We start from the raw sequence: 24,839 nt of genomic DNA, 5'->3' as shown, positions 1-24,839 counted from the left end.
AAATGGCCACCGGCCCCGGAGTGCATGGCACGCACTCCGGGGCCGGACCGGCTCACACCCTCACGGGGCGAGGCACAACGTCAGGCGTTGACGCAGGTGTTGCCGAAGGCGGGGTTCAGCAGGCCGATCACGGAGACCGTGTTGCCGCACAGGTTCACGGGGACGTGAACCGGAACCTGGACGACGTTGCCCGAGAGGACACCGGGGGAACCGATGGCGGCACCCTGGGCACCCGCGTCGGCAACGGCCATGCCCGCACCCGCGAGAACGAGACCGCCAGTGGCAGCCGCAGCAGCGACGACCTTCTTGATCATTATTCCTCCTAGTTGGAAACGCGGTCCCAGCCGCGGACCGCAACACCTGTAACGAGGGGGAATGGTGGGGGCTACGAGCCTCCGAGTTCATTCACTCTTTCTGGTCACATACAAACGCGCGAACGAATTCGGCGGGCTCCGTCAGCAGGCATCGATGAACCGGTCCAGAACCCGCGCGCCGAACTTCAGCCCGTCCACGGGCACCCGCTCGTCCACACCGTGGAACATGCCGGCGAAGTCCAGCTCCGGCGGCAGCTGGAGCGGGGCGAAGCCGAAGCAGCGGATGCCGAGGTCGTCGAAGGACTTCGCGTCGGTGCCGCCGGAGAGCATGTACGGGACGGCGCGGGCGATCGGGTCCTCGGCGCGCAGCGCCAGCTGCATGGCGTCGACCAGGGCGCCGTCGAAGTCGGTCTCCAGGGCCTTGTCACCGTGCACGTCCTCGCGCTTCACGTGCGGTCCGAGGATCCGGTCGAGGTCGGCCAGGAACTCCTGCTCGTAGCCGGGCAGGAAGCGGCCGTCGACGTGCGCGGTGGCCTGGCCGGGGATCACGTTCACCTTGTAGCCGGCGCCGAGCATGGTCGGGGCGGCCGAGTTCCGCAGGGTGGCGCCGACCATCTTGGCGATGCCGCCGAGCTTGGCGAGGGTGCCGTCCATGTCCTCGGGGTCGAGCGGCGTGCCCAGCGCGTCCGACAGCTCGTCCAGGAAGGAGCGGACGGTCTTGGTGACCCTGACCGGCCACTGGTGGCGGCCGAGCCTGCCGACCGCCTCGCACAGCTCGGTGATGGCGTTGTCGTCATTGGTCATCGAGCCGTGGCCCGCGGTGCCCTCGACAGTCAGGCGCATCCAGTGCATGCCCTTCTGCGCCGTCTCGACCAGATAGAGCCGCAGGTTCTCGTTCACGGTGAAGGAGAAGCCGCCGACCTCGCCGATGGCCTCGGTGACCCCGTCGAAGAGGTCCCGGTGCTTGTCGACCAGGTGCCGGGCGCCGTAGGTGCCGCCGGCCTCCTCGTCGGCGAGGAAGGCGAGGACGATGTCGCGCGGGGGCTTGCGGCCGCTGCGCAGCCGGTCCCGTACGACCGCGAGGGTCATCGCGTCCATGTCCTTCATGTCGACGGCGCCGCGGCCCCAGACGCAGCCGTCCGCGATCTCCCCGGAGAAGGGGTGGTGGGTCCAGTCCTCGGCGTTGGCGGGGACGACGTCGGTGTGGCCGTGGATGAGCAGGGCCGGGCGGGACGGGTCCTCGCCCTCGATGCGGGCGACCGTGGAGGCCCGCCCCTGGTGCGACTCGATGACCTTCGGTTCGAGTCCGACCTCCGCGAGCTTCTCGGCGATGTACTCCGCGGCCGCCCGCTCGCCGGGACCGGAGTGGTCCCCGTAGTTGCTGGTGTCGATGCGGATGAGGTCGCGACAGAGGTCCACGACCTCGTTCTCCGCGGTGACGGTTCGGCCGGTGTTCGACTCGCTCACGCTGCTTCCTCCCACTACGTGCCCCACGTGATTGCTTCGGTGCCCGCCCATCCTCCCGCGTGCCCCCGCCCACGCCCAAGGGCGGCCCTCGGGCGACATGCGCCCGGCACACGACGGGGCCGCGCCGGGGGCCGGCCGGGGTGGTGATCGGGGTGGTGATCGACCACCCCAGATGTTTGCTATTGTTTTCCACGTCGGAAGGGCCGAGCGGCCAGGAAGACAGACACCTTGTCCGGGTGGCGGAATGGCAGACGCGCTAGCTTGAGGTGCTAGTGCCCTTTATCGGGCGTGGGGGTTCAAGTCCCCCCTCGGACACCAGACGGAAGTCCCGGTCGAGATCATCTCGACCGGGACTTCCGCTTTTGTACGTGCGGTCACGAGGCGGAGCGGTGAGACGGAGAGCGAAGGCGCCGGCCGCGCCGCTGCCCCAGCGGGACGGGGTCGATCCCGTCCGCGTACGGCTCCCCGACGATCCGGACGGGGCGTGGGCGACCGTACGGGACCATCTGCTCGACCGGTACGCGGCGGCCGTCGGGGCCGGGCGGGTCGAGGAGATGCTGCGCGAGGGCCGGTTCGTCGGGGTCGACGGGCCCGTGGCCGGGGACGATCCGTACACCGTGGGCCGGTATCTCTGGTTCCACCGGGACTTCCCGGTGGAGGAGCCGGTACCGTTCCCGGTCGGGGTCGTGTACCGGGACGAGCGGATCGTGGTCGCGGACAAGCCGCACTTCCTCGCGACGATGCCCCGGGGCCGGCATGTGACCGAGACCGTGCTCGCCCGGCTGCGGCGGGAGCTCGGGCTGCCGTTCCTCCAGCCCGCGCACCGGCTGGACCGGCTGACGGCGGGACTGGTGCTCTGCGTCGTACGGCCGGAGGACCGGGGGGCGTACCAGACGCTGTTCCGGGACCGGCGGGTGCGCAAGGAGTACGAGGCCCTGGCTCCGTACGACCCGGCGGTGGCGCTGCCGGTGACCCTGCGGAGCCGGATCGAGAAGGAGCGCGGGGTGATGGCCGCCCGGGAGGTGCCGGGCGGCGAGCCGAACGCGGAGAGCCGGATCGAGCTGCTCGGGCACGCGGGCGGGCTCGGGCGGTACCGGCTGGTGCCGGAGACCGGGCGGACCCATCAGCTGCGGGTGCACATGAACGCGCTGGGGCTGCCGCTCCTGCACGATCCGGTCTATCCGGTGGTCCGCGCGGACGGGCCGGAGGACTTCGCGCGTCCGCTGCAACTGCTCGCGCGGACGCTGGAGTTCACCGACCCGTTCACGGGTGAGGGACTGCGGTTCGAGAGCCGGCTGGCTCTCAGTGGCCTCGGCTGATCCACTCCTGGAGGTGCGGGGCCTCGGCGCCGATGGTGGTGGTGTCGCCGTGCCCCGTCCGCACCACGGTCTCCGGAGGCAGGGTGAGGAGCTTCCCGCGGATCGAGTCGACGATCGTGGGGAAGTCCGAGAAGGAGCGACCGGTGGCGCCGGGGCCGCCTTGGAAGAGGGTGTCGCCGGTGAAGACCGTGCCCAGCTCCGGGGCGTACAGGGAGACCGCGCCGGGGGCGTGGCCGGGCGTGTGCAGCACGGTGAGGTCGGTGCCGGCGATGGTGAGGACCTGGCCGTCGGCGAGTTCGCCGTCGGGGCTGTGGTCGGGGTGGGTCTGCTTCCAGAGCGGCTGGTCGGCGGGGTGGAGCAGGATGCGGGCGCCGGTGGCCGCCGCGAGCGCCGGGGCCGCGTCCACGTGGTCGTTGTGGGCGTGGGTGCAGACGATGGCGCGCAGGGCCCGGCCGTCGAGGGCGGCGAGGATGGCGTCGGCGTCGTGGGCGGCGTCGACGACGATGGCCTCGGTGTCGTCGCCGACGATCCAGACGTTGTTGTCGACGTTCCAGGTGCCGCCGTCGAGACTGAACGTGCCGGAGGTGACGAGGTGGTCGATGCGGGCGCTCATCACAGCACCACCACCGAGCGGAGGACGTCGCCCTCGTGCATGCGGGCGAAGGCCTTCTCGACGTCGCCGAGGCCGATGGTCTCGGTGACGAAGGCGGCGAGGTCGATGCGGCCCTGCTGGTGCAGGTCGATCAGCATCGGGAAGTCGCGGGAGGGCAGGCAGTCGCCGTACCAGGAGGACTTGAGCGCGCCGCCGCGGCCGAAGACGTCGAGGAGCGGCAGTTCGAGCTGCATCTCGGGGGTGGGGACGCCGACGAGGACGACGGTGCCGGCGAGGTCGCGGGCGTAGAAGGCCTGCTTGTACGTCTCCGGGCGGCCGACGGCCTCGATGACGACATCGGCGCCGAAGCCGCCGGTGAGCTCGCGGATGGCCTCGACGGGGTCGGTGGAGCGGGAGTTGACGGTGTGGGTGGCGCCCATCGCCTTCGCCGTCTCCAGCTTGCGGTCGTCGATGTCGACGGCGATGACCTTCGCGGCTCCGGCGAGGCGGGAGCCGACGATCGCGGCGTCGCCGACGCCTCCGCAGCCGATGACGGCGACGGTGTCGCCGCGGCCCACGTTCCCGGTGTTGATGGCGGCACCGATGCCGGCCATGACGCCGCAGCCGAGGAGGCCCGCGACCTCGGGGGCGACGGCGGGGTCGACCTTGGTGCACTGCCCCGAGGCGACGAGGGTCTTCTCGGCGAAGGCACCGATGCCGAGGGCCGGGGAGAGCTCGGTGCCGTCGAGCAGGGTCATCCGCTGCTTGGCGTTGTGGGTGTCGAAGCAGTACCAGGGGCGACCCCGGCGGCAGGCGCGGCACTGGCCGCACACCGCACGCCAGTTGAGGATCACGTAGTCGCCGGGCTCGACGTCGGTGACGCCCTCGCCGACCGACTCCACGATTCCGGCGGCCTCGTGGCCGAGCAGGAAGGGGAACTCGTCGTTGATGGCACCCTGCTTGTAGTGCAGGTCCGTGTGACAGACACCGCAGGCCTGGATCTTCACGACGGCTTCACCGGGGCCGGGGTCGGGGATGACGATCGTCTCGACCCGTACCGGTTCGTTCCTGCCGGGGGCGATGACCCCCTGAACGTGCTGCGGCATCGCGAACTTTCCTTCCTCCGAACGGATCTTGCAAGGCTCTTGGGTACCACTATCTCCCGACAAAACGCGAGACGGGGCCGATTCCCGGTGGCGTACGGCGTCCTCACGGAGCCAGTACGTCCAGCTCCTGGAGGGCGCCGACCGCGATCTGCCGGGTGAGTTCCTCGGCGCGGACGGCGTCCCGCTCCCGTACCGCTTCGGCGACCTGGACGTGGAGGGTGACGGCGGCCGGGTCGGGGTCCTCGAACATCACATGGTGGTGGGTGCGGCCGGTGAGGACCTCGGCGACGACGTCCCCGAGGCGGGCGAACATCTCATTGCCCGAGGAGTTGAGCACGACCCGGTGGAAGGCGATGTCGTGGACGAGGTACTCCTCCAGGCGCCGGCCGCGCGAGGTGGCGACCATGCCGAGGGCCTGCTCGGTGAGCTCCCGGCACTGCTCGGGTGTGGCGTTCACCGCGGCCAGGCCGGCGGCGACGGGCTCGACGGCGGAGCGGAGCACGGTCAGCGAGCGGAGCTGGCGGGGGCGGTCGGCGCCGGCGAGGCGCCAGCGGATGACCTGGGGGTCGTACACGTTCCAGCTGGCGGTGGGGAGCACGGTCACGCCGACGCGGCGGCGGGACTCGACGAGGTGCATGGACTCCAGGACGCGGACGACCTCGCGGACCACCGTCCGGGACACGTCGAAGCGCTGGGCCAGCTCGTCGGTGCGCAGCACCGTGCCGGGCGGGTACTCCCCCGCGGTGATCGCGAGACCCAGGGTGGCGAGGACGTGGGAGTGGAGCCCCTGGGCCGGTGTCGTCATGGTGGCAAGCCTATGCGCGCCCGCCTGGATGATCACATCGGGAATTAAAAGTACTACTTTTATGTCACAGCCCCTTGAATACGTCGTACCCAATGGGTTTCATGGGCGCGACGGATCGATGTCGAAGAAGACAGCGAGGCACCACCCATGAGCACCACCCCCCACCCCCAGGTCGTCGTCGTGATGGGCGTCGCCGGAACCGGCAAGACCACGATCGGCCCGCTGGTCGCGGAAGCCCTCGGCCTCCCCTACGCGGAGGGCGACGACTTCCACCCGGCGGCGAACGTGGCCAAGATGACGGCCGGCATGCCTCTGGACGACACCGACCGCGAGCCCTGGCTCGACGCCATCGGGGGGTGGGCGCACGGCCGGGCCGGGCTCGGCGGTGTGGTGAGCAGTTCCGCGCTGAAGCGGAGCTACCGGGACCGGCTGAGGGCCGCCGCTCCCGGTGTCGTCTTCCTCCATCTGACCGGCGACCGGAAGCTCATCGAGGAACGCATGGCCGGCCGCAAGGGCCACTTCATGCCGACGGCGCTCCTCGACTCCCAGTTCGCCACCCTGCAGCCGCTGCAGGACGACGAGGCCGGCGTCGCCGTCGACGTCTCCGGCACCCCCGAAGAGATCACCGCCAGGGCCGCCGCCGCGCTGCGCCGGCTCACCCACTGACCCCCGAGGACTCCACCGTGACCAGTCTCAGCGTCGAGATCCTGGCAGCGGACGCCGCCGAACCCATCACCTCGGCAGGCAACGCCCAGCTCGGCATCGCCGTACTCGCCGGCATCGCCGTCATCGTCCTGCTCATCACCAAGTTCAAGCTGCACGCCTTCCTGGCGCTGACCATCGGGTCGCTCGCCCTCGGCGCGTTCGCGGGGGCCCCGCTCGCGGACACCATCAAGTCCTTCACCACCGGCCTCGGCGCCACCGTCGCCGGTGTGGGCGTGCTGATCGCCCTCGGCGCGATCCTCGGCAAGCTGCTCGCCGACTCGGGCGGCGCCGACCAGATCGTCGACACGATCCTCGCCAGGGCGAGCGGCCGGGCCATGCCGTGGGCGATGGTCCTCATCGCCTCCGTGATCGGGCTGCCGCTCTTCTTCGAGGTCGGCATCGTGCTGCTGATCCCGGTCGTGCTGCTCGTCGCCAAGCGCGGCAACTACTCCCTGATGCGGATCGGCATCCCGGCCCTCGCCGGTCTCTCCGTGATGCACGGGCTGATCCCGCCGCACCCCGGCCCGCTCGTCGCGATCGACGCGGTCGGCGCCAACCTGGGCGTCACCCTCGCCCTCGGTCTCGTCGTCGCCGTCCCGACCGTGATCATCGCCGGACCGGTCTTCTCCCGGTACGCCGCCCGCTGGGTGGACATCCCGGCCCCCGAGAGGATGATCCCCACCCGTCCTTCCGAGGACCTGGAGAAGCGTCCCGGCTTCGGCGTCACCGTCGCGACCATCCTGCTGCCCGTCGTCCTGATGCTGGTCAAGGCGCTCGTCGACATCGTCGTCGACGACCCCGAGAACGGCGTCCAGAAGGTCACCGACGTCATCGGCTCGCCGCTGATCGCGCTGCTCGCCGCCGTCATAGTGGGCATGTTCACTTTGGGCCGGGCGGCCGGCTTCACCAAGGACCGGCTGTCCTCGACCGTCGAGAAGTCCCTCGCCCCCATCGCCGGCATCCTGCTGATCGTCGGCGCGGGCGGTGGCTTCAAGCAGACCCTGATCGACATCGGCGTCGGCCAGATGATCCTGGACTTCTCCGAGAACTGGTCCATCCCGGCCCTGCTGCTCGCCTGGCTGATCGCCGTCGCCATCCGGCTGGCGACCGGCTCCGCGACCGTCGCGACGATCTCGGCGGCGGGCCTCGTGGCACCGCTCGCGGAGGGCATGTCGACCAGCCACACGGCGCTGCTCGTCCTCGCGATCGGCGCGGGCTCGCTCTTCTTCAGCCACGTCAACGACGCCGGGTTCTGGCTGGTGAAGGAGTACTTCGGGATGAGCGTCGGCCAGACGATCAAGACCTGGTCGGTGATGGAGACGATCATCTCGGTGGTCGGCATCGTGTTCGTCCTGCTGCTGTCGCTGGTGCTGTAGCGCAGGCATGAATCGCAGGTGAGGGCCGGTCGTGGCTGACAGAATGTCGGCCATGACCGGCCCTCACGCGCTCAAGCCCTTCCTCCTCGCCTTCCCCGGCCCGCTCCGGGACCGGCTCGTCGCCGCCGTCCTCGCCGGCGAGAAGACCGCCACGACGGGACTCCTCGTCGAGTGGGAGGTCGAGAACGAGGAACTGCCCGAGGTGGGCGAGCGCTCGGCGGTCATCGGCTCGGACGGCCGCGAGGTCGCGGTCGTGGAGGTCACGGAGGTCCGGCTGGTGCCGCTGGGCGAGGTGGACCTCCGGCTCGCCCTCGACGAGGGCGAGGGCTTCCGGTCGGTCGCGGAGTGGCGGGCCGCCCATGAGCGCTTCTGGCACAGCGAGGAGATGCGGGAGGGGCTGGGCGACCCGGACTTCGTGGTGGACGACGGGACGCTCGCGGTGGTGGAGCGGTTCAGGGTGGTGGAGCTGATTCAGGGGGGCTGAGGGGCTGAGGCAGTCAGGGGCCGAGGGGCTGGGAGGGCTGAGGGGACCGAGGGGCGACGGCGCCCCAGGGTCGCCACACCCGTCGGCCCGCCGCCCTCGCCACTACGCGCCCCGTCAGCCCACCGCCCTCGCCACTACGCGCCCCGTCAGCCCGCCGCCCTCGCCACTACGCGCCCCGTCAGCCCACCGCCTTCGCCGCCGCTCGCCCCGCCGCCCTTCCCGAGAAGATGCAGCCGCCGAGGAAGGTGCCTTCGAGGGAGCGGTAGCCGTGGACCCCGCCGCCGCCGAAACCGGCCGCCTCGCCCGCCGCGTACACGCCTTCGAGCGGCTCGCCGTTCGAGGTGAGGACGCGGGAGTCGAGGTCCGTCTCCAGGCCGCCGAGTGACTTGCGGGTGAGGATGTTGAGGCGTACGGCGATCAGCGGGCCCGCCTTGGGATCCAGGACGCGGTGCGGCGCGGCGGTGCGGATGAGCTTGTCGCCCAGGTACTTGCGGGCCCCTCGGATCGCCGTGACCTGGAGGTCCTTGGTGAAGGGGTTGGCGATCTCACGGTCGCGCGCGGTGATCTCGCGGCGCAGGGCCGTCTCGTCGATGAGGTTCTCGCCGGTGATCCGGTTCATGCCCCGCACGAGGGCGCACAGGTCGTTCTCGACGACGAAGTCGGCCCCCTTGTCCATGAACGCCTGGACGGGGCCGGGGACGTCGGCGCGGGCACGGCCGATGACGTCGCGGACCGACTTGCCGGTGAGGTCGGGGTTCTGTTCGGAGCCGGAGAGGGCGAACTCCTTGCCGATGATCCGCTTGTCGAGGACGAACCAGGTGTGGTCGTGGCCGGTCCGCATGATGTGTTCGAGGGTGCCGAGGGTGTCGAAGCCGGGGAAGAGCGGCACGGGCAGCCGCTTGCCGGTGGCGTCCAGCCAGAGCGAGGACGGTCCGGGGAGAATCCGGATGCCGTGCTTGGCCCAGATCGGGTTCCAGTTCTCGATGCCCTCGGTGTAGTGCCACATCCGGTCGCGGTTGATGTGGTGGGCGCCGGCCTTCTCGGCGACGCCCAGCATCAGGCCGTCGACGTGCGCGGGCACGCCGGAGAGCATCCGGGCGGGCGGGGTGCCGAGCCGCTCGGGCCACTGGGCGCGGACGAGGTCGTGGTTGCCGCCGATGCCGCCGGAGGTGACGATCACGGCTTGGGCGCGCAGTTCGAAGGTCCCGGTGGGCGTGCGGGTGCTGGCGGTGCCGCGCTCGGCGCCGGAGGGTTCGAGGATCTCGCCGGTGACGGTGTCGACGGCGCCGGCGGTATTGGCCAGGCCGGTGACCCGGTGGCGGAAGCGGAACCGGACGAGGCCGCGCGCGACGCCCTCGCGGACCTTCCGCTCGAAGGGGGCGACGAGGCCGGGGCCCGTACCCCAGGTGATGTGGAAGCGGGGGACGGAGTTGCCGTGGCCGTTGGCGTCGTAGCCGCCGCGCTCGGCCCAGCCGACGACGGGGAAGAGGCGCACCCCGCGCGCGCGGAGCCAGGCGCGCTTCTCGCCGGCGGCGAAGTCGACGTACGCCTCGGCCCACTTCCGGGGCCAGTGGTCCTCGGTGCGGTCGAAGCCGGCGGTGCCGTACCAGTCCTGGAGGGCGAGGGCGTGGCTGTCCTTGACGCGCATCCGGCGCTGCTCGGGCGAGTCGACGAGGAAGAGACCGCCGAAGGACCAGTGGGCCTGGCCGCCGAGGGACTGCTCGGGTTCCTGGTCGAGGAGGATCACGGTGCGGCCGGCGTCGACCAGCTCGGCGGTGGCGACGAGCCCGGCGAGGCCGGCCCCGATCACGATCACATCAGCGTCGTAGGGCATGGACCGCATCTTGGATACATGCATGTATCGAGTCAACCGTCCTGACCACCCCCGGCGCTCCCGTTTTCTAATGTCAAGCATTAATATGAATGCATGGCGAGGACATCGGGGCCCGAGACCCGGGACAGACTGATCCGCGCGGCGGAGGAGATCTTCGCCGCCCAGGGCGTCGACGGCGCACAGCTGCGGGACGTGGTCGCACGGGCGGGGCAGGCCAATCCGTCCGCCGTGCAGTACCACTTCGGCTCGCGCGCCGGACTCCTCGACGCCGTGATGGCCGGCCGCCAGGCCCGTACGGAGAGCGTGCTCGCCCCTCTGCTCGCGGTCGCCGCCGACGAACCCCGCGCCCTCGTCGAGGCCCTCGTCACCGCCGAGGCCAGCGAGCTGCGCACCGACCGGGGCCGTTGCTGCCTGCGGATATCCGCGCAGCTGAGCCATGAGAGCGGCGTGCGCGCCCGCACCCCCCACCCGACGCTCGCGGGCACCGACTACTGGCGCCTGATCGAGCGGATCGCGGACCGGCTCGCCGCCGACGGGCTGCCCGAGCCGCTCCTCCTGGAACGCCTCGACCTGGCGCTGACCGTGGTCGGCGCGGCGATGGCGGACCGGGCCCGGCAGTACCTGGCCGGCACCGAACCTCTCACCGATGAGGCGCTCTTCCTCGCCGACCTGGTCGAGACCACCACCGCCCTGCTGCGAGCCGCACAGCCGGAGCGGGCGCACCACCGAAAGGACCACTCATGAACGACCTCACCGGCAGGACCGTGATCATCACCGGCGGCGCCCGCGGGCTGGGCGCCGAGGCCGCCCGCCAGGCGGTCGCGGCCGGCGCGAACGTCGTCCTCACCGACGTGCTCGACGAGGAGGGCCGGGCGACCGCCGAGGCGCTCGGCGAGAAGGCGCGCTTCTTCCACCACGACGTGACCTCCGAGGAGGAGTGGGCGGCGGCCGTCGCGTACGCGGTGGCGGAGTTCGGCGGGCTGCACGGTCTGGTGAACAACGCGGGCATCTCCACCGGCGCCCTCCTCGAGACCGAGTCCGTCGAGCACTTCCGCAAGGTCCTCGACATCAACCTGACCGGCGTCTTCATCGGCATGAAGGCCGCGATCCCGGCGATGAGGGAGGCCGGCGGCGGCTCGATCGTCAACATCTCCTCGGCCGCGGGTCTGATGGGCCTGGCCCTGACCGCCGGGTACGGCGCCTCCAAGTGGGGTGTGCGCGGTCTGACGAAGATCGGCGCGGTGGAGCTGGGGACGGCGAAGATCCGCGTCAACTCCGTCCACCCGGGCATGACGTACACCCCGATGACCGCCTCCGTCGGCATCCAGCGCGGCGAGGGCAACTACCCGAACACGCCGATGGGCCGGGTCGGCGAGGCCGACGAGATCGCGGGCGCGGTCGTCTTCCTGCTGTCGGACGCCGCCTCGTACGTGACGGGCGCGGAGCTGGCGGTGGACGGCGGCTGGACCACCGGCCCGACGGTCAAGTACGTCATGGGGCAGTGAGCCCGGCGGCCGGCGCGGTGCCCCGGCGGGATCGGCGAATCCGGCGGTCGGCTCCGGCGGTTTTGCTTGGATGGCGGCATGAGCGCCGCTGAAGAGATTCTCGATGTCGTCGACGAGCACGACCGGGTGACCGGGCAGGCCCCGCGCGGTGAGGTGTACGCGCGGGGCCTGATCCATCGCTGTGTCTTCATCCGGGTCAGGGACGCGGAGGGCCGGGTCTTCGTGCACCGCAGGACGCCGACCAAGCTGGTCTTCCCCTCGCGGTACGACATGTTCGTCGGCGGGGTCGTCGGCGCCGGCGAGTCCTACGACGAGGCCGCGCTGCGGGAGGCCGAGGAGGAGCTGGGAGTGTCCGGGCTGCCCCAGCCCGAGCCGGTTCTGCGCTTCCTGTACGACTCCGGGGGCGTCGCCGGGAAGTGGTGGTCCGCGGTCTACGAGGTCCGCTGCATCCTGCCCGTCCACCCGCAGGTGGAGGAGGTCGCCTGGCACGGGTTCCTGACGGACGACGAACTGGCCGCACGGCTCGGCACCTGGGAGTGGGTGCCGGACGGCCTCGCCGCGTACGAGCTGCTGCGGGCGAGGGCGGCGGAGGGGACGTGACGGGCCGGCCGGTCACCCGGCCGTTAGGGTGCACGGGTGAGCGATTTCGTGCAGAGCCTGCGGCTGTGGTTCGCGCCGCAGCGGGTCCGGGACGAGGGAGAGACCCCCGACTACCGTTTCTCCCTCGCCAACGAGCGGACCTTCCTCGCCTGGATCCGGACCGCGCTCGCCCTGGTCGGCGGTGGTTTCGCCGTCGACCAGTTCCTGCCGGACCTGCGATGGGGGGTACGGGTCGGGCTGGCGCTCGCGCTGCTCGCCGCCGGGGTGCTGTGCGCGCTGCGTGCGGTGAACCACTGGGTGCGCTGCGAGCGGGCGATGCGGCGCGGCGAGGACCTGCCGGTGTCCCGCTTCCCCGCGGTGCTCAGCCTCGTGGTGGCGGTGGTGGCGCTCACCATGGTGGTGGTCGTGCTCTTCGGCTGGGCGGGGCGTTGACGGCGGCGGATCCCGCGCCCGAGGCCCGGGATCCCGGGCTCCAGCCGGAGCGGACCCGGCTCGCGTGGCGGCGTACGACGCTGTCCTGCACGGTGGTCGCGGTGCTCGCCGTCAAGCTGGCCGTCCATGACGAGATCACGGCGGTGGGCGTGACGGGGCTCGCGCTGTCGGCCCTCGTGTGGATCGGTTTCCTGGCCGTCGCCCACCGCCGTATCCGGTCCCTGAGCGCGGCCCGGCCGGTACCGCTCTCGTACCGGGGCGCGTGGCTGGCGACAGGGTGCACGATCGCGCTCGCGGTGTTCGGGGCCGCGCTCATCCGGTGACGCGGGCCCGGGGAGCGGAACCCACCGGGCCCGGGAGCGGTCTCAGGGGACCGTGACCACCACCTTGCCGTTGAGGCCGCCTGCGGCGTTGGCGCGCTGGGCGTCGGCCGCCTGCTCCAGCGGGAACGTCCTGGCCACCCGTACGGTGAGCACGCCCGCGTCGACCAGGTCCGCGAGGGCCGCGAGGTCGACGGGGTCCGGCCGCACCCAGAAGTAGCGGCCTCCGAGGGCGACGACCTCCCCGTCGGCGATCGAGGCGAGCCGGCCGCCCGGGGCGAGCAGCCCGGCGGAAATCCGGAGGAACGGTCCCCCGATGGTGTCGAGGACGGCGTCCACCCCCAGCGGGGCGATGGCCCTGACCTGGGCGGCGAAGGTCGTCTCGTCGTAGCGGACGGGTTCGGCGCCGAGCTCCGCGACCCGCTCCAGCCCGGCGTCGCGTGCCGCGCCGATGACCCGGCAGCCGAGGTCGCGGGCGATCTGCACGGCCATCGAGCCGACGCCGCCGGCCGCCGCGTGGACCAGGACGGTGTCGCGCGGGCGGACCGCGAGGGCCTGGCGGAGCGCCTGGTAGGCGGTGAGGCCGACGAGCGGGAGGGCGGCGGACTCCTCGAAGCCGAGGCTGCGCGGCTTGCGGGCGAGGGTGCGGACGGGGGCGGCGACGTACTCGGCGAAGGTGCCGCGGGACAGGAAGTCCTCACGGACGTACCCCATGACCTCGTCGCCCTCGGCGAACTCGGTGACGGAGACACCGGGCCGTACGACGACTCCCGACACGTCCCAGCCGGGGACGACGGGGAAGACCGCGTCGAGCATCCCGTCGAGGTATCCGGCCTGGCACTTCCAGTCGACCGGGTTGACGGACGCCGCCCGCACCTTGACCAGGACGCCGTCGGGCCCGACCTTGGGGTCGGGCAGCTCGCCGTACTCCAGGACTTCGGGGCCGCCGTACCGGCTGTAGCTGATCGCCTTCATACCCTCGACCCTCGGTGCGCCGGGGCGCGCACGCAAGCGGGGGCGGTACGGGTGGGGGCGGGGGCGGCTCGTCCGGGGGCGCGGCCTTCCGGCGGCGGCGGTCCTGCCGGGCGAGGCCTTCCGGCGGGCGCGGGTCCTGCCGGGCGCCGGTTTCCGGCGGGCGCGGGTCCTGCCGGGCGCCGGTTTCCGGCGGGCGCGGGTCCTGCCGGGCGCCGGTTTCCTCGTGGGCCGGGCAACTGGCAGTCTTCCCCTGTCCAGTTGGGCTCTCACCCGGGGGAATTCCCTTTGTCTGCCACCGATCCCTATGTGGTCGCGCTCGCGCCGAACATCCACGCCTTCGTCCAGCCCGACGGCGGCTGGTGCCTGAACAACGCCGGTTTCCTCGGCGACGCGCGCGAGTCGCTGCTCGTCGACACCGCCGCCACCGAGCGCCGGGCCCGGCTGCTCCGTGAGGCGGTCCTCGCCGAGGGCCTCGCGCCGCCCGGCACCGTCGTGTCCACCCACCACCACGGCGACCACACCTACGGCAACGGGGTGTTCCTGCCCGAGGCCCGGATCGTGGGGCACGAGAACTGCCGCACCGAGCAGCTCGCGGCCGGGCACCAGCTCCATCTGCTGTGGCCGGCGACCGACTTCGGGGACGTCGACATCCTGCCGCCGTCCGTCACCTACCGGGAGCGGCTGACGCTGCACGTCGGGGACATCGAGGTACGGCTGATCCACCCGGGTCCCGCGCACACCACGGGCGACTCGATCGTGCACCTGCCCGAGCAGGGCGTGGTCTTCACCGGTGACCTGGTCTTCCAGGGCGGGACGCCGTTCCTGCCGATGGGGTCGCTGGCCGGTTCGCTGCGCGCGCTCGCCCTGCTGCGCTCCCTCGACGCGCCGACGGTGGTGCCGGGGCACGGCCGGGTGACCGACCCCTCGGCGTACGACGCCACGGAGCGGTACCTGCTCTGGGTGCGGGAGCTGGCCGCGGAGGGGTACGCGCGCGGGGCGACGCCGCTGGAGACGGCGCGGCGGACGGAGCTGGGCGAGTTCGCCGAGTGGCGGGAGAGCGAGCGCCTGGTGGCGAACCTGCACCGGGCGTACGCGGAGCTGGAGGGTCTGCCGGAGGGGTCGCCGCTCGACCCGGCGGCGGTCTTCGGGGACATGGCGGCGATGAACGGCGGGGTGCCGGTGGCCTGCCACGCCTGACCGGCGCGGACGCGCGCCCCGGACCGGGTCCACCGGTCCGGGGCGCGCGCGTTTCCGCGCGGGGGCACGGCGGCTCCTCGCCCTGCGGGCGGGGGCTCGGGAGTCGCATGGCCCACACCCCTCTGGACGACATACCGACTGGTCGGTCATCATGAATGCCGACCGCAGCCGATCCGGAGGTACGCACGTATGAGTTCCGCCCCGCCGCCAGGTCTCGACCCCGAGCAGTTGCGCCGCCACCTCGACCGCGAGCGCCCCGGCCTGGTGTCCGGCCCCCTCGAAGCCCGGCTGATCGAAGGCGGCAGGTCGAACCTGACGTACGTCGTGACCGACGGCGCCGGCCGCTGGGTGGTCCGCCGGCCGCCGCTCGGCCACGTCCTCGCCACCGCCCACGACATGCGGCGCGAGCACCGCGTCATCAGCGCCCTGCACACCACGGCCGTCCCCGTGCCGGAGACGCTGCTGCTCTGCGAGGACGACTCCGTGCTCGGGGCGCCGTTCTACGTCATGGAGTTCGTCGAAGGGACCCCGTACCGCTCGGCCGCCGAACTCGCCCCGCTCGGCCCCGAGCGCACCCGCGCCGCCCTCCTCGGCCTCGTGGACACCCTCGTCGACCTGCACGCCGTCGACCCCGAGGCGGTGGGACTCGGCGACTTCGGCCGCCCCGAGGGCTTCCTCGACCGGCAGCTGCGCCGCTGGGGCAAGCAGCTCGACGCCTCGCGCGGCCGGGAGCTGGCCGGGATCGACGAGCTGCACTCCACGCTGGGCCGGGCGCTCCCCGCGTCTCCCCAGCCCACCGTCATCCACGGCGACTACCGGCTCGACAACGTCCTCATCGGCGAGGACGACCGCATCCGAGCCGTCCTGGACTGGGAGATGTCCACCCTCGGCGACCCGCTCACCGACCTCGGCCTGCTCGTCATGTACAGCACGCCGCTCGACCTGCCGGACTCCCCCATCTCCACCACCGCCACGGCCCCCGGGCACCCGAGCGCCGCCGAACTGGTGGAGCGCTACGCCGCCCGCTCGGGCCGCGACACCTCCGCCCTCGCCTGGTACACGGCCTTCGCCTGGTTCAAGCTCGCCGTGATCCTGGAGGGCATCCACTACCGCTGGACCCTCGGGCAGACGGTCGGCGCGGGCTTCGACCGCATCGGGGAACTCGTCCCCCTCTTCATCGAGCACGGCCTGACCACCCTTCAGGAAGGCTGAACCGCCATGGACTTCGCGTACGACGCACACACCGAGGAACTGCGGGCGAAGCTCCTCGCCTTCATGAACGAGCACGTCCACCCGGCCGAGGCCGTCGCCGAAGAACAGCGCGCCCTGCTCGCCTCCCCCTGGGACACCCCGGCCGCCGTGGAGGAACTGAAGGCGGAGGCCAAGCGGCAGGGCCTGTGGAACCTCTTCCTTCCCGACGCCGAGTACGGTGCCGGGCTCACCAACCTCCAGTACGCGCCGCTCGCCGAGATCACCGGCCGCAGCCCGCACCTCGCCCCGACCGCCCTCAACTGCGCCGCCCCCGACACCGGGAACATGGAGCTGCTCGCCCAGTTCGGCGACGAGGCGCAGAAGAAGCAGTGGCTGGAGCCGCTGCTCGCCGGCGAGATCCGCTCGGCCTTCGCGATGACCGAGCCGGAGGTCGCCTCCTCCGACGCCACGAACATCGAGACCCGGATCCGGCGGGACGGCGACTCCTACGTCGTCGACGGCCGCAAGTGGTACATCTCCGGGGCGATGAACCCCGACTGCAGGATCTTCATCGTGATGGGCAAGACGGACCCCGACGGGGCCGACCCCCGCCGCCAGCAGTCGATGATCCTCGTGCCCCGCGACACCCCCGGCGTCGAGGTGCGGCGCGCGATGCGGGTCTACGGGTACGAGGACCACTATCACGGCGGCCACGCCGAGGTGGTCTTCGACGGGGTACGGGTCCCCGCGGCCAACCTGATCGGCGAGGAGGGCGGCGGCTTCGCCATCGCCCAGGCACGGCTCGGCCCGGGTCGCATCCACCACTGCATGCGGCTCATCGGCATGGCCGAGCGGGCCGTCGAGCTGATGTGCCGACGGGCGGTCGCCCGTACCGCCTTCGGCAAGACGCTCGCCCAGCAGGGCGTCGTGCAGAACTGGATCGCGGACGCCCGGGTGACGATCGAGCAGCTGCGGCTGCTGGTCCTCAAGACGGCCTGGCTGATGGACACCGTCGGCAACCGGGGCGCGCACACCGAGATCCAGGCCATCAAGATCGCGACCCCGCGCGCGGTCGTCGACATCATCGACAAGGCGGTCCAGGCGCACGGCGCGGGCGGGGTCTCACAGGACTTCCCGCTGGCCGAGCTGTGGGCGGCGGCGCGGACGCTCAAGCTCGCGGACGGCCCGGACGAGGTGCACCAGCGGTCGCTGGCGCGCCGGGAGCTGAAGAAGTACCTCTAGTTACCTCTGGTGCCTCTGGTGCCTCTGATGCCTCTGATGCCTCTGGCAGCGGCTCAGGGGCGGAGCGCCCGCAGCAGCAGATCGGCGAGATGGCCCGCCACCTCTTCGGGGGTGAGCGGGCCGTCCGGGCGGTACCACGTGGAGAGGTGGTGCACCGAGCCGAAGTGGTAGTCCACGACGAGGTCGGCGGGGGTCGCGGAGGAGAACACCCCGGCCCGCTGGCCCTCCTCGACCAGTGCGCGGAAGCGCTCGTGGTAGCGCCGCCGCTCCGACCTGACCTGCTTGTTCTTCTCCGGGCTGAGGTGGTGCATGGAGCGGAAGAAGATGGCGGCGTCGTCGAGGTTCTCGATGGTGGTGACGACGACGTCGGCGGCGGCGGCGCGCAGCCGGTCCTCGATGGGCTCGTCGGCGTCCGCGTAGGCGTCGAGGCGCTCCTGCTGGAGGCGCAGGACCCGGGCGTAGACCTCCTGGAGGAGGTCCTCCTTGGAGCCGAAGTAGTGGTAGAGGGCGCCCTTGGTGACCCCGGCGGCCTCGACGATCTCCTGGACGGAGGTGCGGTCGTACCCCTGCTCGGCGAAGAGCCGGGTGGCGGCGGCGAGGAGCCTCTGGGGGACGGGAGTGCCGTTCCCGTCCGTCGTCCTGGCCATGCTTCCGCCGCCTTCCTTGGTGATCGTTTTCGGTCAGCGGAACGTGTTCCCGCCCGTAGATCTTCCCATCCGCCGGGGCTCCTGTTACCGGGTGCCCGTCTCCCAGGTCCGCTGGACGTGGTTCATGGTGCCGAGCCAGCGCTCGGGGTCGGTGGCCCGGTTGCGGTAGTAGTCCGCGACCTCGGGGTGGGGCAGGACCAGGAAGCGGTCGGCGGCGACGGCCCCGATCAGGGCGTCCGCGACGTCCTCGGGCTCGATGGCGGTGGGGGCGAGGACCAGCTCACCGGCCGACCCGGCGGCGGTCAGCATGTCCGTACGGACGCCCTGCGGGCAGATGGCGTGCACCTTGAGGCCGCGGTGGCGGTAGGTGAGGGAGAGCCATTCGGCGAAGGCGTAGGCACCGTGCTTGGAGACGCTGTACGGTGCCGCGCCGATCATGGTGAGCAGTCCGGCGGCGGAGACGGTGGAGACGAACCGGCCGCTGCCGCGTTCCAGCCAGTCCGGAAGCAGGGCGCGGGCCGCGCGGACGTGGGCCATGACGTTGACGTCCCAGGCCGCGGCCCAGACCTCCTCGTCGGCGAAGACGTCGCCGGGCGAGGAGAGTCCGGCGTTGGCACACCAGATGTCGACGGAGCCGCCGAGGGCCTCCCTGGCCTCGTCGACGACGGCGGAGGCGTCGCCGGGGACGGCGAGGGCGCCGATCTCCTCCGCGACGGCCTTGGTGCGCACCGGGTCGAGGTCGTTGACGACGACCCGGGCCCCTTCGGCGGCGAACCGGCGGGCGAGGGCGGCTCCGATGCCGCCGCCCGCTCCGGTGACGACCACGCCTGCGCCCCTGAGCTCGTTCGTGTCCTCGGTCATGGACCCACCTCTCGGCTGTGACGACCGGAACAGACTAACCAGTCGGTATGGAGTCGTGGAAGACCCGGCCCGCACGCCTCGTTCCCCGGGGCGGTCAGGAGCGCTAGCGTGCGTGCCCATGTCACTCCTGGGAGGTCCCGCATGAGCCTGTCGCGTCGGAGTCTGCTGGCCGCCGGAGGTGCCCTCGGGGCGGTGACGGCCGCCGCGCCCACCGCAGCGGCGGCGGGACGGCCGCCGGGGCCCGGCCGGGTGCGGACCGGTTTCGAGCGGCTCGCCGCCGACGGGTACGCGCTCCTGGCCGGCGAGCGGGTCGGCATCGTCACCAACCCGACCGGGATCACCCCGGACGCACGGCACGTGGTGGACGAGATGCACGGCGACGAGCGGGTGGACCTGACCGCCGTCTTCGGCCCCGAGCACGGCTTCCGCGGTACCGCCCAGGCGGGCGGTTCGGAGGGCCGGTACGACGACCCGGCGACCGGGCTGCCGGTCTACGACACGTATCTGAAGAGCGGGCAGCAGCTGGCGGACGTCTTCACCGCCTCCGGCGTGGACACGGTCGTCTTCGACATCCAGGACGTCGGCGCCCGCTTCTACACCTACATCTGGACGCTGTACGACTGCATGGTGGCCGCCGCCCTGGCCGGGAAGCGGTTCGTGGTCCTGGACCGGCCGAACCCGGTGACCGGGCGGGCGGCGCTCGGCCCCGTCCTGGACCGGGCGTTCGCCACGTTCGTCGGGCGCGAGCCGATCGCTCAGGCGCACGGCATGACGGTGGCCGAGCTGGCCCTGCTCTTCAACGGGGAGTTCCTGGCCGCGCCGGTCGCCCTGGAGACCGTACGGATGACGGGCTGGCGGCGAACGGAGTTCTTCGACGCCACCGGGCTGCCCTGGGTGCCGCCCAGCCCGAACATGCCGACGGCCGACACCGCGCTCGTCTACTCGGGCACCTGCCTCTTCGAGGGGACGAACCTCTCCGAGGGCCGGGGCACCACCCGCCCGTTCGAACTCCTCGGCGCCGAGGGGATCGACCGGCGGTGGGCGGAGGCGGCGAACGCCCTCGGGCTCCCCGGGGTCCGCTTCCGGGAGGCGTACTTCGCGCCGACCTTCTCCAAGTTCCAGGGGAGGACCGTGGGCGGGGTGCAGCTGCACGTCGACGACCGCGCGTCCTTCGACCCGGTACGGACCGGCATCGGCCTCCTCGTCACCGCCAGGAGCTCGTGGTCCGGCTTCGCCTGGCGCGCGGACAACTGGATCGACAAGCTGACCGGCTCGACCCGGGTGCGGACACTGATCGACGCGGGGGCGGGTGTCGACGAGGTCGTGGGGGCGTGGGAGACGGACCTGTCGGCCTTCCGGGCGGTACGGAGGGGGTACCTGCTGTACCGGTGAGGGGGTCCGGTCGGCTGGTGAGGTGGGTCCGGGCCGTCGGTGACGGCGGGCCGGGGCACTCCTCACGGCGGGTCCGGGTCACCCGTGACGGCGGGTCCGGGTCACCCGTGACGGCGGGTCCGGGTCACCCGTGACGGCGGGGGCGGGTCACCCGTGACGGCGGGGGCGGTCGGCCGGTGACGGCGGGGGCGGTCGGCCGGTGACGGCGGGGGCGGTCCTCGGGTGACGGGGCGTGCCCCGGGGCGCTGGTGACAGGGGGTTGTCCCCCCTGTCGACCGGGGGGTTCGCGGGATGTTCCCGGGGACATCCCGCCGCCCACGCTGGCCCCATGACGTTCTCCCGTACCTCCTTAAGCCGTCGTCTGCCCCTGGTCGGGCTGCTGGTCGCCGCCTGTCTCGGCACCCTCGCACCCGCCGCCGGGGCGACCGGCGCCCCCGATCCCGCACGCGAACTCGCCCGCACCGCACAGCCCTTGACCGACCTGCGCCCGCTCGACCGGATGATCGGCTCGGCCAAGGTCGTCGGCATCGGCGAGGCCACCCACAGCTCGGCCGAGTTCTTCGAGGCCAAGCACCGGATCTTCGAACACCTCGTGGAACGCCAGGGCTTCACCACCTTCGCCCTGGAGGCCAACTGGTCCACCGGACTGCTCGTCGACGCGTGGGTGCGCACCGGCGCCGGCGACATCCGGGAGATCATGCGGGACGAGTTCCAGGAGTCGTACCGGCTCTGGAACACCGAGGAGTACCTCGATCTGTTCCGCTGGATGCGGCGGCACAACCAGCTCCACCCAGAGCACCAGGTCCGCTTCATGGGCAACGACCTGGGCTACGCGGGCGCGAACCTCTTCGACACCGTCACCGCCTACGTGGCCCGCACCCACCCCGCGCTCCTCCCCCGCTTCCGGGAGCTGTACCGGGCCTCGCGCCCGACCGGCGAGGTCGAGACCTGGATGAAGGGATACCTGACCAAGCCGCTCCCCGAACGCCGGCGGATGGCCGCCGAGGTGAACGGGGCCCTCGCCCTCCTGGAGGGGCAGCGCCCCGCACGGGACCCCCGGGCACGGGAGGCCGCCGCGTGGGCGGTGCAGCACGCGCGGGCCATCGCCCAGGTCGGCACCGAGTACGCCCACGACATGGCGACGGACGCGGGGATCGCCGAGGCGATGCTCTACCGCGACCGGATCATGGCCGAGAACACGGTGTGGTGGCAGCGGCGGACCGGCGACCGGATCGTGCTCTCCGCGCACAACGGCCACGTCGGCTACGAGACCACCCGCCCGGACCAGTACCCGCGGCTCCAGGGCGCCTTCCTGCGGGACGCCCTCGGCCGGGACTACGTGAGCGTCGGCGCGAGCTTCGGACAGGGCTCCTTCAACGCCCACGACACGGAGGCCGCGGGCGAACCGCTGCGGTCCTTCACCGTGGGCCCGCTCGGTCCCGACAGCAACGCCCACACCCTGGACCGGGTGTCGCCGGGCGCCTTCTACCTGGACCTCCGGCGGACGACGCCCGCGGCACGCGACTGGCTCTCCGCGCCCCGCCCGACCCGGAACATCGGGACCGCGTACCCGTGGGCGGGCGATCTGGTGGGGGTGCGCCTCGCCACCTCGTACGACCTGCTGATCCACTTCCCCCGGATCACGGCGGCGCGGCTGCGCTGACCGCCCTGGCGGCGCCGACACGGGTCCCGGCCAGACATGCCTGAGGTCTGGCCGGGGCCCGTCGCGGGCATCCTGGTCATGGGAGCCGCCGCCCGCGCACCGAGCGCCCCGGGCGCGACGGCCACCTCGAAGCGGAGGGACGGTCGGACCGTGACCGGGATGAGTGTGGAGCCGTACAGCGAGATCACCTTCGACAAGGACGGCGACGGGCCGGCGGGGCAGGCCGGGCGCCTCGCCGCGCTGGCCCGGCAGGGGGTCACCGATCTGGTGGTCTTCGCGCACGGGTGGAACAACTCCCCGTCCGGCGCCACCCGGCTCTGCTCCGACTTCTTCGCGCCGTTCCCCGGACTGCTCGCCCCCTGGGTGGAGGCCGGCTACGCGGGCGTGATCTGGCCTTCGATGATGTTCTCCGGCGAGCCGGTGCCCGACTACCGGGCTCTCGTGACGGTCCTCCCCGAGAAGGAAACCGTCCTCGAACGGATCACCGAACTCCTCGTGACGGAGCCGCCCGAGGAGACCGCGTTCGCCGAGTTCGGGGCGCTGCTGCGGGAGCTCGCCGAGGTGGGCCCCGAGGGCTGCCGGGAGGGCCCGGCGGCGGGCCCCCGGGAGCCGGTGCCGGAGTTCCTGGTCGGGGACCCGGTGGAGGTGTGCGCCCTCTTCACGGCGGCGCTGGAGGCGGGGCCGCCGGCACCCGGGCCGGCGGAGGAGGGCGGGTCCGTACCCCCGGAAGGGTTCGGGGAGGGGCTGAAGCGGTACTGGAAGGGCGCCCGGGAGGCGCTGCGGCAGACCACGTACTACGTCATGAAGAAGCGTGCGGGGCTGGTCGGTGAGACAGGGCTCGGGCCGCTGCTCGGCGAGGTCGCCCGTACCGCGCCCGGTCTCCGTGTGCACCTCGTCGGCCACAGCATGGGCGCCCGGCTCGTCGCGTACGCGCTGAGGGGGCTGCCGTCGGGGGCCCGGCCGGTCGCCTCCGTCACCCTCCTCCAGGGCGCGTTCTCGCACTACGCCTTCGCGTCCCGGCTTCCACACGACCCCGGGCGGTCCGGTTCGCTGCGGGACGCGCAGCTGCGGGTACGGGGGCCCGTGGTGGCCTGCTACTCGCGGTACGACACGGCGCTCGGGGTGATGTACCCGCTGGCCTCCCGGATCGCGGGCGAATCCGAGTCCTTCGACAGGGCGGCGTCCCTGGGTGCGGCGGCCGGCCTGCTGGGGGCGGACGACCCGCGCTGGGGGGCGATCGGGCACGACGGGGTCCAGGCCGTACCGGGAACGGCGGCCCGCACCCTGGCTGCGGTGCTGCGCGAGGGGGTGCCGGGGTCGGGCTGCGTGAGCGTGGACGCGGCGGAGGTGGTCCGCTCGCACAGCGACATCTGCCACGAGGAACTGGCCCGGGTGGTGGTGTCGGCGGCGGGGACGGGGAGGTAGGGCGGGCTCGGCTCGCACCAGGTGGCCGGCGGGCCCGGCCGACGGGCTCGGGCGCATGCCGGAGGGCTCGGGCGCATGCCGGAGGCCGTCGTTCCGCCGCTTCTCAGGCGTCCCTCCCGTCCCGCTGATGGTTGCCATCCGAATGTCGATGGAACACGCGGGGCCTCTCGTTCGTCCCTCTGATATCGCGGAAGGACCAGCGGCGGAGGTGGCGAGAGATGGCCGGTTTCCGGAGTCTCGCGAGACAGGTGCGCGATCCGGGGTACGACACGGCGCTGCGCAGGTACTCGCTGCGCAAGTGTTTGGAGCGGTTCGCGCCGTACGGGCACCGGGCCACATGGGACCACCTGTGCCGCCGGCACAGCTTCGGGCCCGAGGACCGGGAGCTCGACCCTGGGCGGCTGGTGGCCGCGCTCGACGAGCTGGAGGAGGCGCGGGCCGTGTGGCTCGCGTACGAGGAGGAGTTCGCCGCCCGTCGGCGGCGCGAGAAGCAGGAAGGGCTGCGCGGGCTCGGCGCGCTCGACGACTGGCACCGGCGCGTCTGGGGCGGCAACGGCGTGGTCAGGTGCGGCGATCCGGCGGTGCACCCGTCGGACCCCCTGCCCGAGGTGCTGCGGCGGCTGATATCGGCACTGGAGAGCGGACCGGGCGAGGGGTGCCCGGTGTGCGCGGGGCCGCGCATCGAGTGGGCCGACCCCGGCGACCCGTACGAACCGTGGCTCGGTCCGGTGTGCGGTGACTGCGGTGTGGGTGTGCCCCGGGCGGTGCTCACCTCGGGTGCGCTGGCGCGCGCCCGGGCAGAGCGGAGCAGGTCGCTGGCGTCGGCGGCGTGAGCCGGCGTCAGGGCGTCTCTTCCGGGGCCGGGCGGCGGACCGGCAGCAGGCGGGAGCCCGCCATGCGTTCACCGAAGGCGTCGTCGGGGTTGGACAGGACGCAGGTCTCCAGGGACAGGCAGCCGCAGCCGATGCAGTCCGTCAGATGGTCGCGGAGCCGCCCCAGTTGTTTGATGCGCTCGTCGAGTTCGGTGCGCCAGGCGGCCGAGAGCCTGGCCCAGTCCTCGTTGGTGGGGGTGCGCTCCTCCGGGAGCTGGGCGAGTGCCTCACGGATCGTGGCGAGGGGGATGCCGACCCGCTGCGCGGCGCGGACGAAGGCGACCCGGCGCAGGGTGTCGCGGCCGTAGCGGCGCTGGTTGCCGGTGGTGCGGCGGCTGCTGATGAGCCCCTTCGCCTCGTAGAAGTGGAGTGCGGAGACGGCGGCCCCGCTACGGGCGGAGAGCTGGCCGACGGTGAGCTCGTGGATCTTCTCTGGAATCTGCGGCACCCGGGGAACCCTACTGGTCCGTTGACAGCGCACCCTTCGCCCCACATGCTGAGCAAGCGCTTAGACA

Annotated in this window: 26 protein-coding genes and 1 tRNA gene; 17 read left to right on the top strand and 10 right to left on the bottom strand. The window is 72.4% G+C overall.

What is annotated here, in order from left to right; translation table 11 throughout:
* Positions 1-80 precede the first annotated feature (80 nt).
* Positions 81-314: a chaplin ChpH gene (gene chpH, locus ABT154_RS10435; protein ID WP_030218232.1), complete on the bottom strand. Its 234-nt coding sequence runs from the start codon at positions 312-314 to the stop codon at positions 81-83.
* A gap of 141 nt (positions 315-455) precedes the next feature.
* Positions 456-1,781: a M20/M25/M40 family metallo-hydrolase gene (locus tag ABT154_RS10430; RefSeq protein WP_351855403.1), complete on the bottom strand. Its 1,326-nt coding sequence runs from the start codon at positions 1,779-1,781 to the stop codon at positions 456-458.
* A 230-nt stretch (positions 1,782-2,011) separates the two neighbouring features.
* Between ABT154_RS10430 and ABT154_RS10425 the strand changes: the two genes are divergently transcribed.
* Positions 2,012-2,099, top strand: a tRNA-Leu gene (locus ABT154_RS10425).
* Positions 2,100-2,170: 71 nt separating this feature from the next.
* Positions 2,171-3,100: a pseudouridine synthase gene (locus ABT154_RS10420; protein ID WP_351855400.1), complete on the top strand. Its 930-nt coding sequence runs from the start codon at positions 2,171-2,173 to the stop codon at positions 3,098-3,100.
* Here ABT154_RS10420 and ABT154_RS10415 read toward each other — a convergent pair.
* The 3 genes from ABT154_RS10415 to ABT154_RS10405 form a co-directional block, all read right to left on the bottom strand.
* Positions 3,084-3,713 (bottom strand): MBL fold metallo-hydrolase, encoded by a 630-nt coding sequence (locus tag ABT154_RS10415; RefSeq protein ID WP_351855398.1) that lies wholly within the window; start codon positions 3,711-3,713, stop codon positions 3,084-3,086. The two genes, ABT154_RS10420 and ABT154_RS10415, sit on opposite strands and share 17 nt — an antisense overlap.
* Positions 3,713-4,798, bottom strand: coding sequence for an S-(hydroxymethyl)mycothiol dehydrogenase (locus ABT154_RS10410; RefSeq protein WP_351855395.1), 1,086 nt, complete (start codon positions 4,796-4,798; stop codon positions 3,713-3,715). Before ABT154_RS10410 ends, ABT154_RS10415 begins: the two co-directional genes overlap by 1 nt.
* 103 nt (positions 4,799-4,901) lie before the next feature.
* Positions 4,902-5,603, bottom strand: a complete 702-nt coding sequence (locus tag ABT154_RS10405; protein WP_317874123.1) for a FadR/GntR family transcriptional regulator — start codon at positions 5,601-5,603, stop codon at positions 4,902-4,904.
* A gap of 147 nt (positions 5,604-5,750) precedes the next feature.
* On the opposite strand from ABT154_RS10405, the gene ABT154_RS10400 reads away from it, so the two are divergent.
* From ABT154_RS10400 to ABT154_RS10390, 3 genes are read left to right on the top strand one after another with little or no spacing between them, the layout of a single operon-like run.
* Complete coding sequence (locus ABT154_RS10400) at positions 5,751-6,269, top strand: gluconokinase (RefSeq protein WP_351855392.1); 519 nt, start codon at positions 5,751-5,753, stop codon at positions 6,267-6,269.
* Positions 6,270-6,286: 17 nt separating this feature from the next.
* Positions 6,287-7,684 carry a GntP family permease gene (locus tag ABT154_RS10395; protein ID WP_351855389.1) on the top strand — a complete coding sequence of 466 codons (1,398 nt, stop codon included), beginning with the start codon at positions 6,287-6,289 and terminating at the stop codon, positions 7,682-7,684.
* A 52-nt stretch (positions 7,685-7,736) separates the two neighbouring features.
* Positions 7,737-8,168 carry an ASCH domain-containing protein gene (locus ABT154_RS10390; protein WP_351855388.1) on the top strand — a complete coding sequence of 144 codons (432 nt, stop codon included), beginning with the start codon at positions 7,737-7,739 and terminating at the stop codon, positions 8,166-8,168.
* 178 nt (positions 8,169-8,346) lie between these two features.
* On the opposite strand, the gene ABT154_RS10385 is transcribed toward ABT154_RS10390, so the two are convergent.
* Positions 8,347-10,002: an FAD-binding dehydrogenase gene (locus ABT154_RS10385; RefSeq protein ID WP_351855780.1), complete on the bottom strand. Its 1,656-nt coding sequence runs from the start codon at positions 10,000-10,002 to the stop codon at positions 8,347-8,349.
* 93 nt (positions 10,003-10,095) lie between these two features.
* Here ABT154_RS10385 and ABT154_RS10380 point away from each other — a divergent pair, with 93 nt between their 5' ends.
* From ABT154_RS10380 to ABT154_RS10360, 5 genes are all read left to right on the top strand, one after another.
* Positions 10,096-10,746: a TetR/AcrR family transcriptional regulator gene (locus tag ABT154_RS10380; protein WP_351855386.1), complete on the top strand. Its 651-nt coding sequence runs from the start codon at positions 10,096-10,098 to the stop codon at positions 10,744-10,746.
* Positions 10,743-11,507, top strand: coding sequence for a glucose 1-dehydrogenase (locus ABT154_RS10375; RefSeq protein ID WP_351855384.1), 765 nt, complete (start codon positions 10,743-10,745; stop codon positions 11,505-11,507). The genes ABT154_RS10380 and ABT154_RS10375 overlap by 4 nt, the downstream gene beginning before the upstream one ends.
* 78 nt (positions 11,508-11,585) lie before the next feature.
* Entirely contained in the window at positions 11,586-12,107 is a 522-nt protein-coding gene (locus ABT154_RS10370; protein WP_351855382.1) for an NUDIX domain-containing protein, read from the top strand.
* Positions 12,108-12,143: 36 nt separating this feature from the next.
* A complete protein-coding gene (locus tag ABT154_RS10365) occupies positions 12,144-12,539 on the top strand; it encodes a YidH family protein (RefSeq protein ID WP_351855380.1) in 396 nt (131 codons plus the stop codon).
* The gene (locus ABT154_RS10360) at positions 12,536-12,862 is read left to right on the top strand and encodes a DUF202 domain-containing protein (RefSeq protein ID WP_351855378.1); all 327 of its coding nucleotides are present in this window, start codon (positions 12,536-12,538) and stop codon (positions 12,860-12,862) included. The genes ABT154_RS10365 and ABT154_RS10360 overlap by 4 nt, the downstream gene beginning before the upstream one ends.
* A 42-nt stretch (positions 12,863-12,904) precedes the next feature.
* Here the strand turns inward: ABT154_RS10360 and ABT154_RS10355 are convergent, their stop codons facing one another.
* Positions 12,905-13,834 carry an NADP-dependent oxidoreductase gene (locus tag ABT154_RS10355; protein WP_351855375.1) on the bottom strand — a complete coding sequence of 310 codons (930 nt, stop codon included), beginning with the start codon at positions 13,832-13,834 and terminating at the stop codon, positions 12,905-12,907.
* 285 nt (positions 13,835-14,119) lie between these two features.
* Between ABT154_RS10355 and ABT154_RS10350 the strand changes: the two genes are divergently transcribed.
* From ABT154_RS10350 to ABT154_RS10340, 3 genes are all read left to right on the top strand, one after another.
* Positions 14,120-15,031 (top strand): MBL fold metallo-hydrolase, encoded by a 912-nt coding sequence (locus ABT154_RS10350; RefSeq protein ID WP_351855372.1) that lies wholly within the window; start codon positions 14,120-14,122, stop codon positions 15,029-15,031.
* Positions 15,032-15,220: 189 nt separating this feature from the next.
* On the top strand, positions 15,221-16,243 hold the full coding sequence (locus ABT154_RS10345) for a phosphotransferase family protein (protein ID WP_351855369.1): 1,023 nt from the start codon (positions 15,221-15,223) through the stop codon (positions 16,241-16,243).
* Between the two features lie 6 nt (positions 16,244-16,249).
* The gene (locus ABT154_RS10340; protein ID WP_351855367.1) at positions 16,250-17,464 is read left to right on the top strand and encodes an acyl-CoA dehydrogenase family protein; all 1,215 of its coding nucleotides are present in this window, start codon (positions 16,250-16,252) and stop codon (positions 17,462-17,464) included.
* Between the two features lie 53 nt (positions 17,465-17,517).
* Here the strand turns inward: ABT154_RS10340 and ABT154_RS10335 are convergent, their stop codons facing one another.
* Together ABT154_RS10335 and ABT154_RS10330 are read right to left on the bottom strand one after the other, a co-directional pair.
* Complete coding sequence (locus ABT154_RS10335) at positions 17,518-18,111, bottom strand: TetR/AcrR family transcriptional regulator (protein WP_056566227.1); 594 nt, start codon at positions 18,109-18,111, stop codon at positions 17,518-17,520.
* A gap of 84 nt (positions 18,112-18,195) precedes the next feature.
* Positions 18,196-18,972, bottom strand: coding sequence for an SDR family oxidoreductase (locus ABT154_RS10330; RefSeq protein WP_351855363.1), 777 nt, complete (start codon positions 18,970-18,972; stop codon positions 18,196-18,198).
* 141 nt (positions 18,973-19,113) lie between these two features.
* Here ABT154_RS10330 and ABT154_RS10325 point away from each other — a divergent pair, with 141 nt between their 5' ends.
* From ABT154_RS10325 to ABT154_RS10310, 4 genes are all read left to right on the top strand, one after another.
* Complete coding sequence (locus ABT154_RS10325; protein WP_351855360.1) at positions 19,114-20,364, top strand: exo-beta-N-acetylmuramidase NamZ family protein; 1,251 nt, start codon at positions 19,114-19,116, stop codon at positions 20,362-20,364.
* Positions 20,365-20,692: 328 nt separating this feature from the next.
* Positions 20,693-22,027 carry an erythromycin esterase family protein gene (locus ABT154_RS10320; protein ID WP_351855357.1) on the top strand — a complete coding sequence of 445 codons (1,335 nt, stop codon included), beginning with the start codon at positions 20,693-20,695 and terminating at the stop codon, positions 22,025-22,027.
* A 159-nt stretch (positions 22,028-22,186) separates the two neighbouring features.
* Positions 22,187-23,452 (top strand): alpha/beta hydrolase family protein, encoded by a 1,266-nt coding sequence (locus ABT154_RS10315; protein WP_351855355.1) that lies wholly within the window; start codon positions 22,187-22,189, stop codon positions 23,450-23,452.
* A 218-nt stretch (positions 23,453-23,670) separates the two neighbouring features.
* Positions 23,671-24,285 carry a hypothetical protein gene (locus ABT154_RS10310; RefSeq protein WP_351855353.1) on the top strand — a complete coding sequence of 205 codons (615 nt, stop codon included), beginning with the start codon at positions 23,671-23,673 and terminating at the stop codon, positions 24,283-24,285.
* Between the two features lie 7 nt (positions 24,286-24,292).
* Here ABT154_RS10310 and soxR read toward each other — a convergent pair whose 3' ends face one another.
* Positions 24,293-24,772 carry a redox-sensitive transcriptional activator SoxR gene (gene soxR / locus ABT154_RS10305; RefSeq protein ID WP_351855351.1) on the bottom strand — a complete coding sequence of 160 codons (480 nt, stop codon included), beginning with the start codon at positions 24,770-24,772 and terminating at the stop codon, positions 24,293-24,295.
* Between the last annotated feature and the right edge of the window lie 67 nt (positions 24,773-24,839).

It is taken from the genome of Streptomyces sp. NPDC001728, assembly GCF_040297565.1.
GTDB lineage: Bacteria > Actinomycetota > Actinomycetes > Streptomycetales > Streptomycetaceae > Streptomyces.
This window is presented reverse-complemented; position numbering and strand designations above follow the sequence as displayed.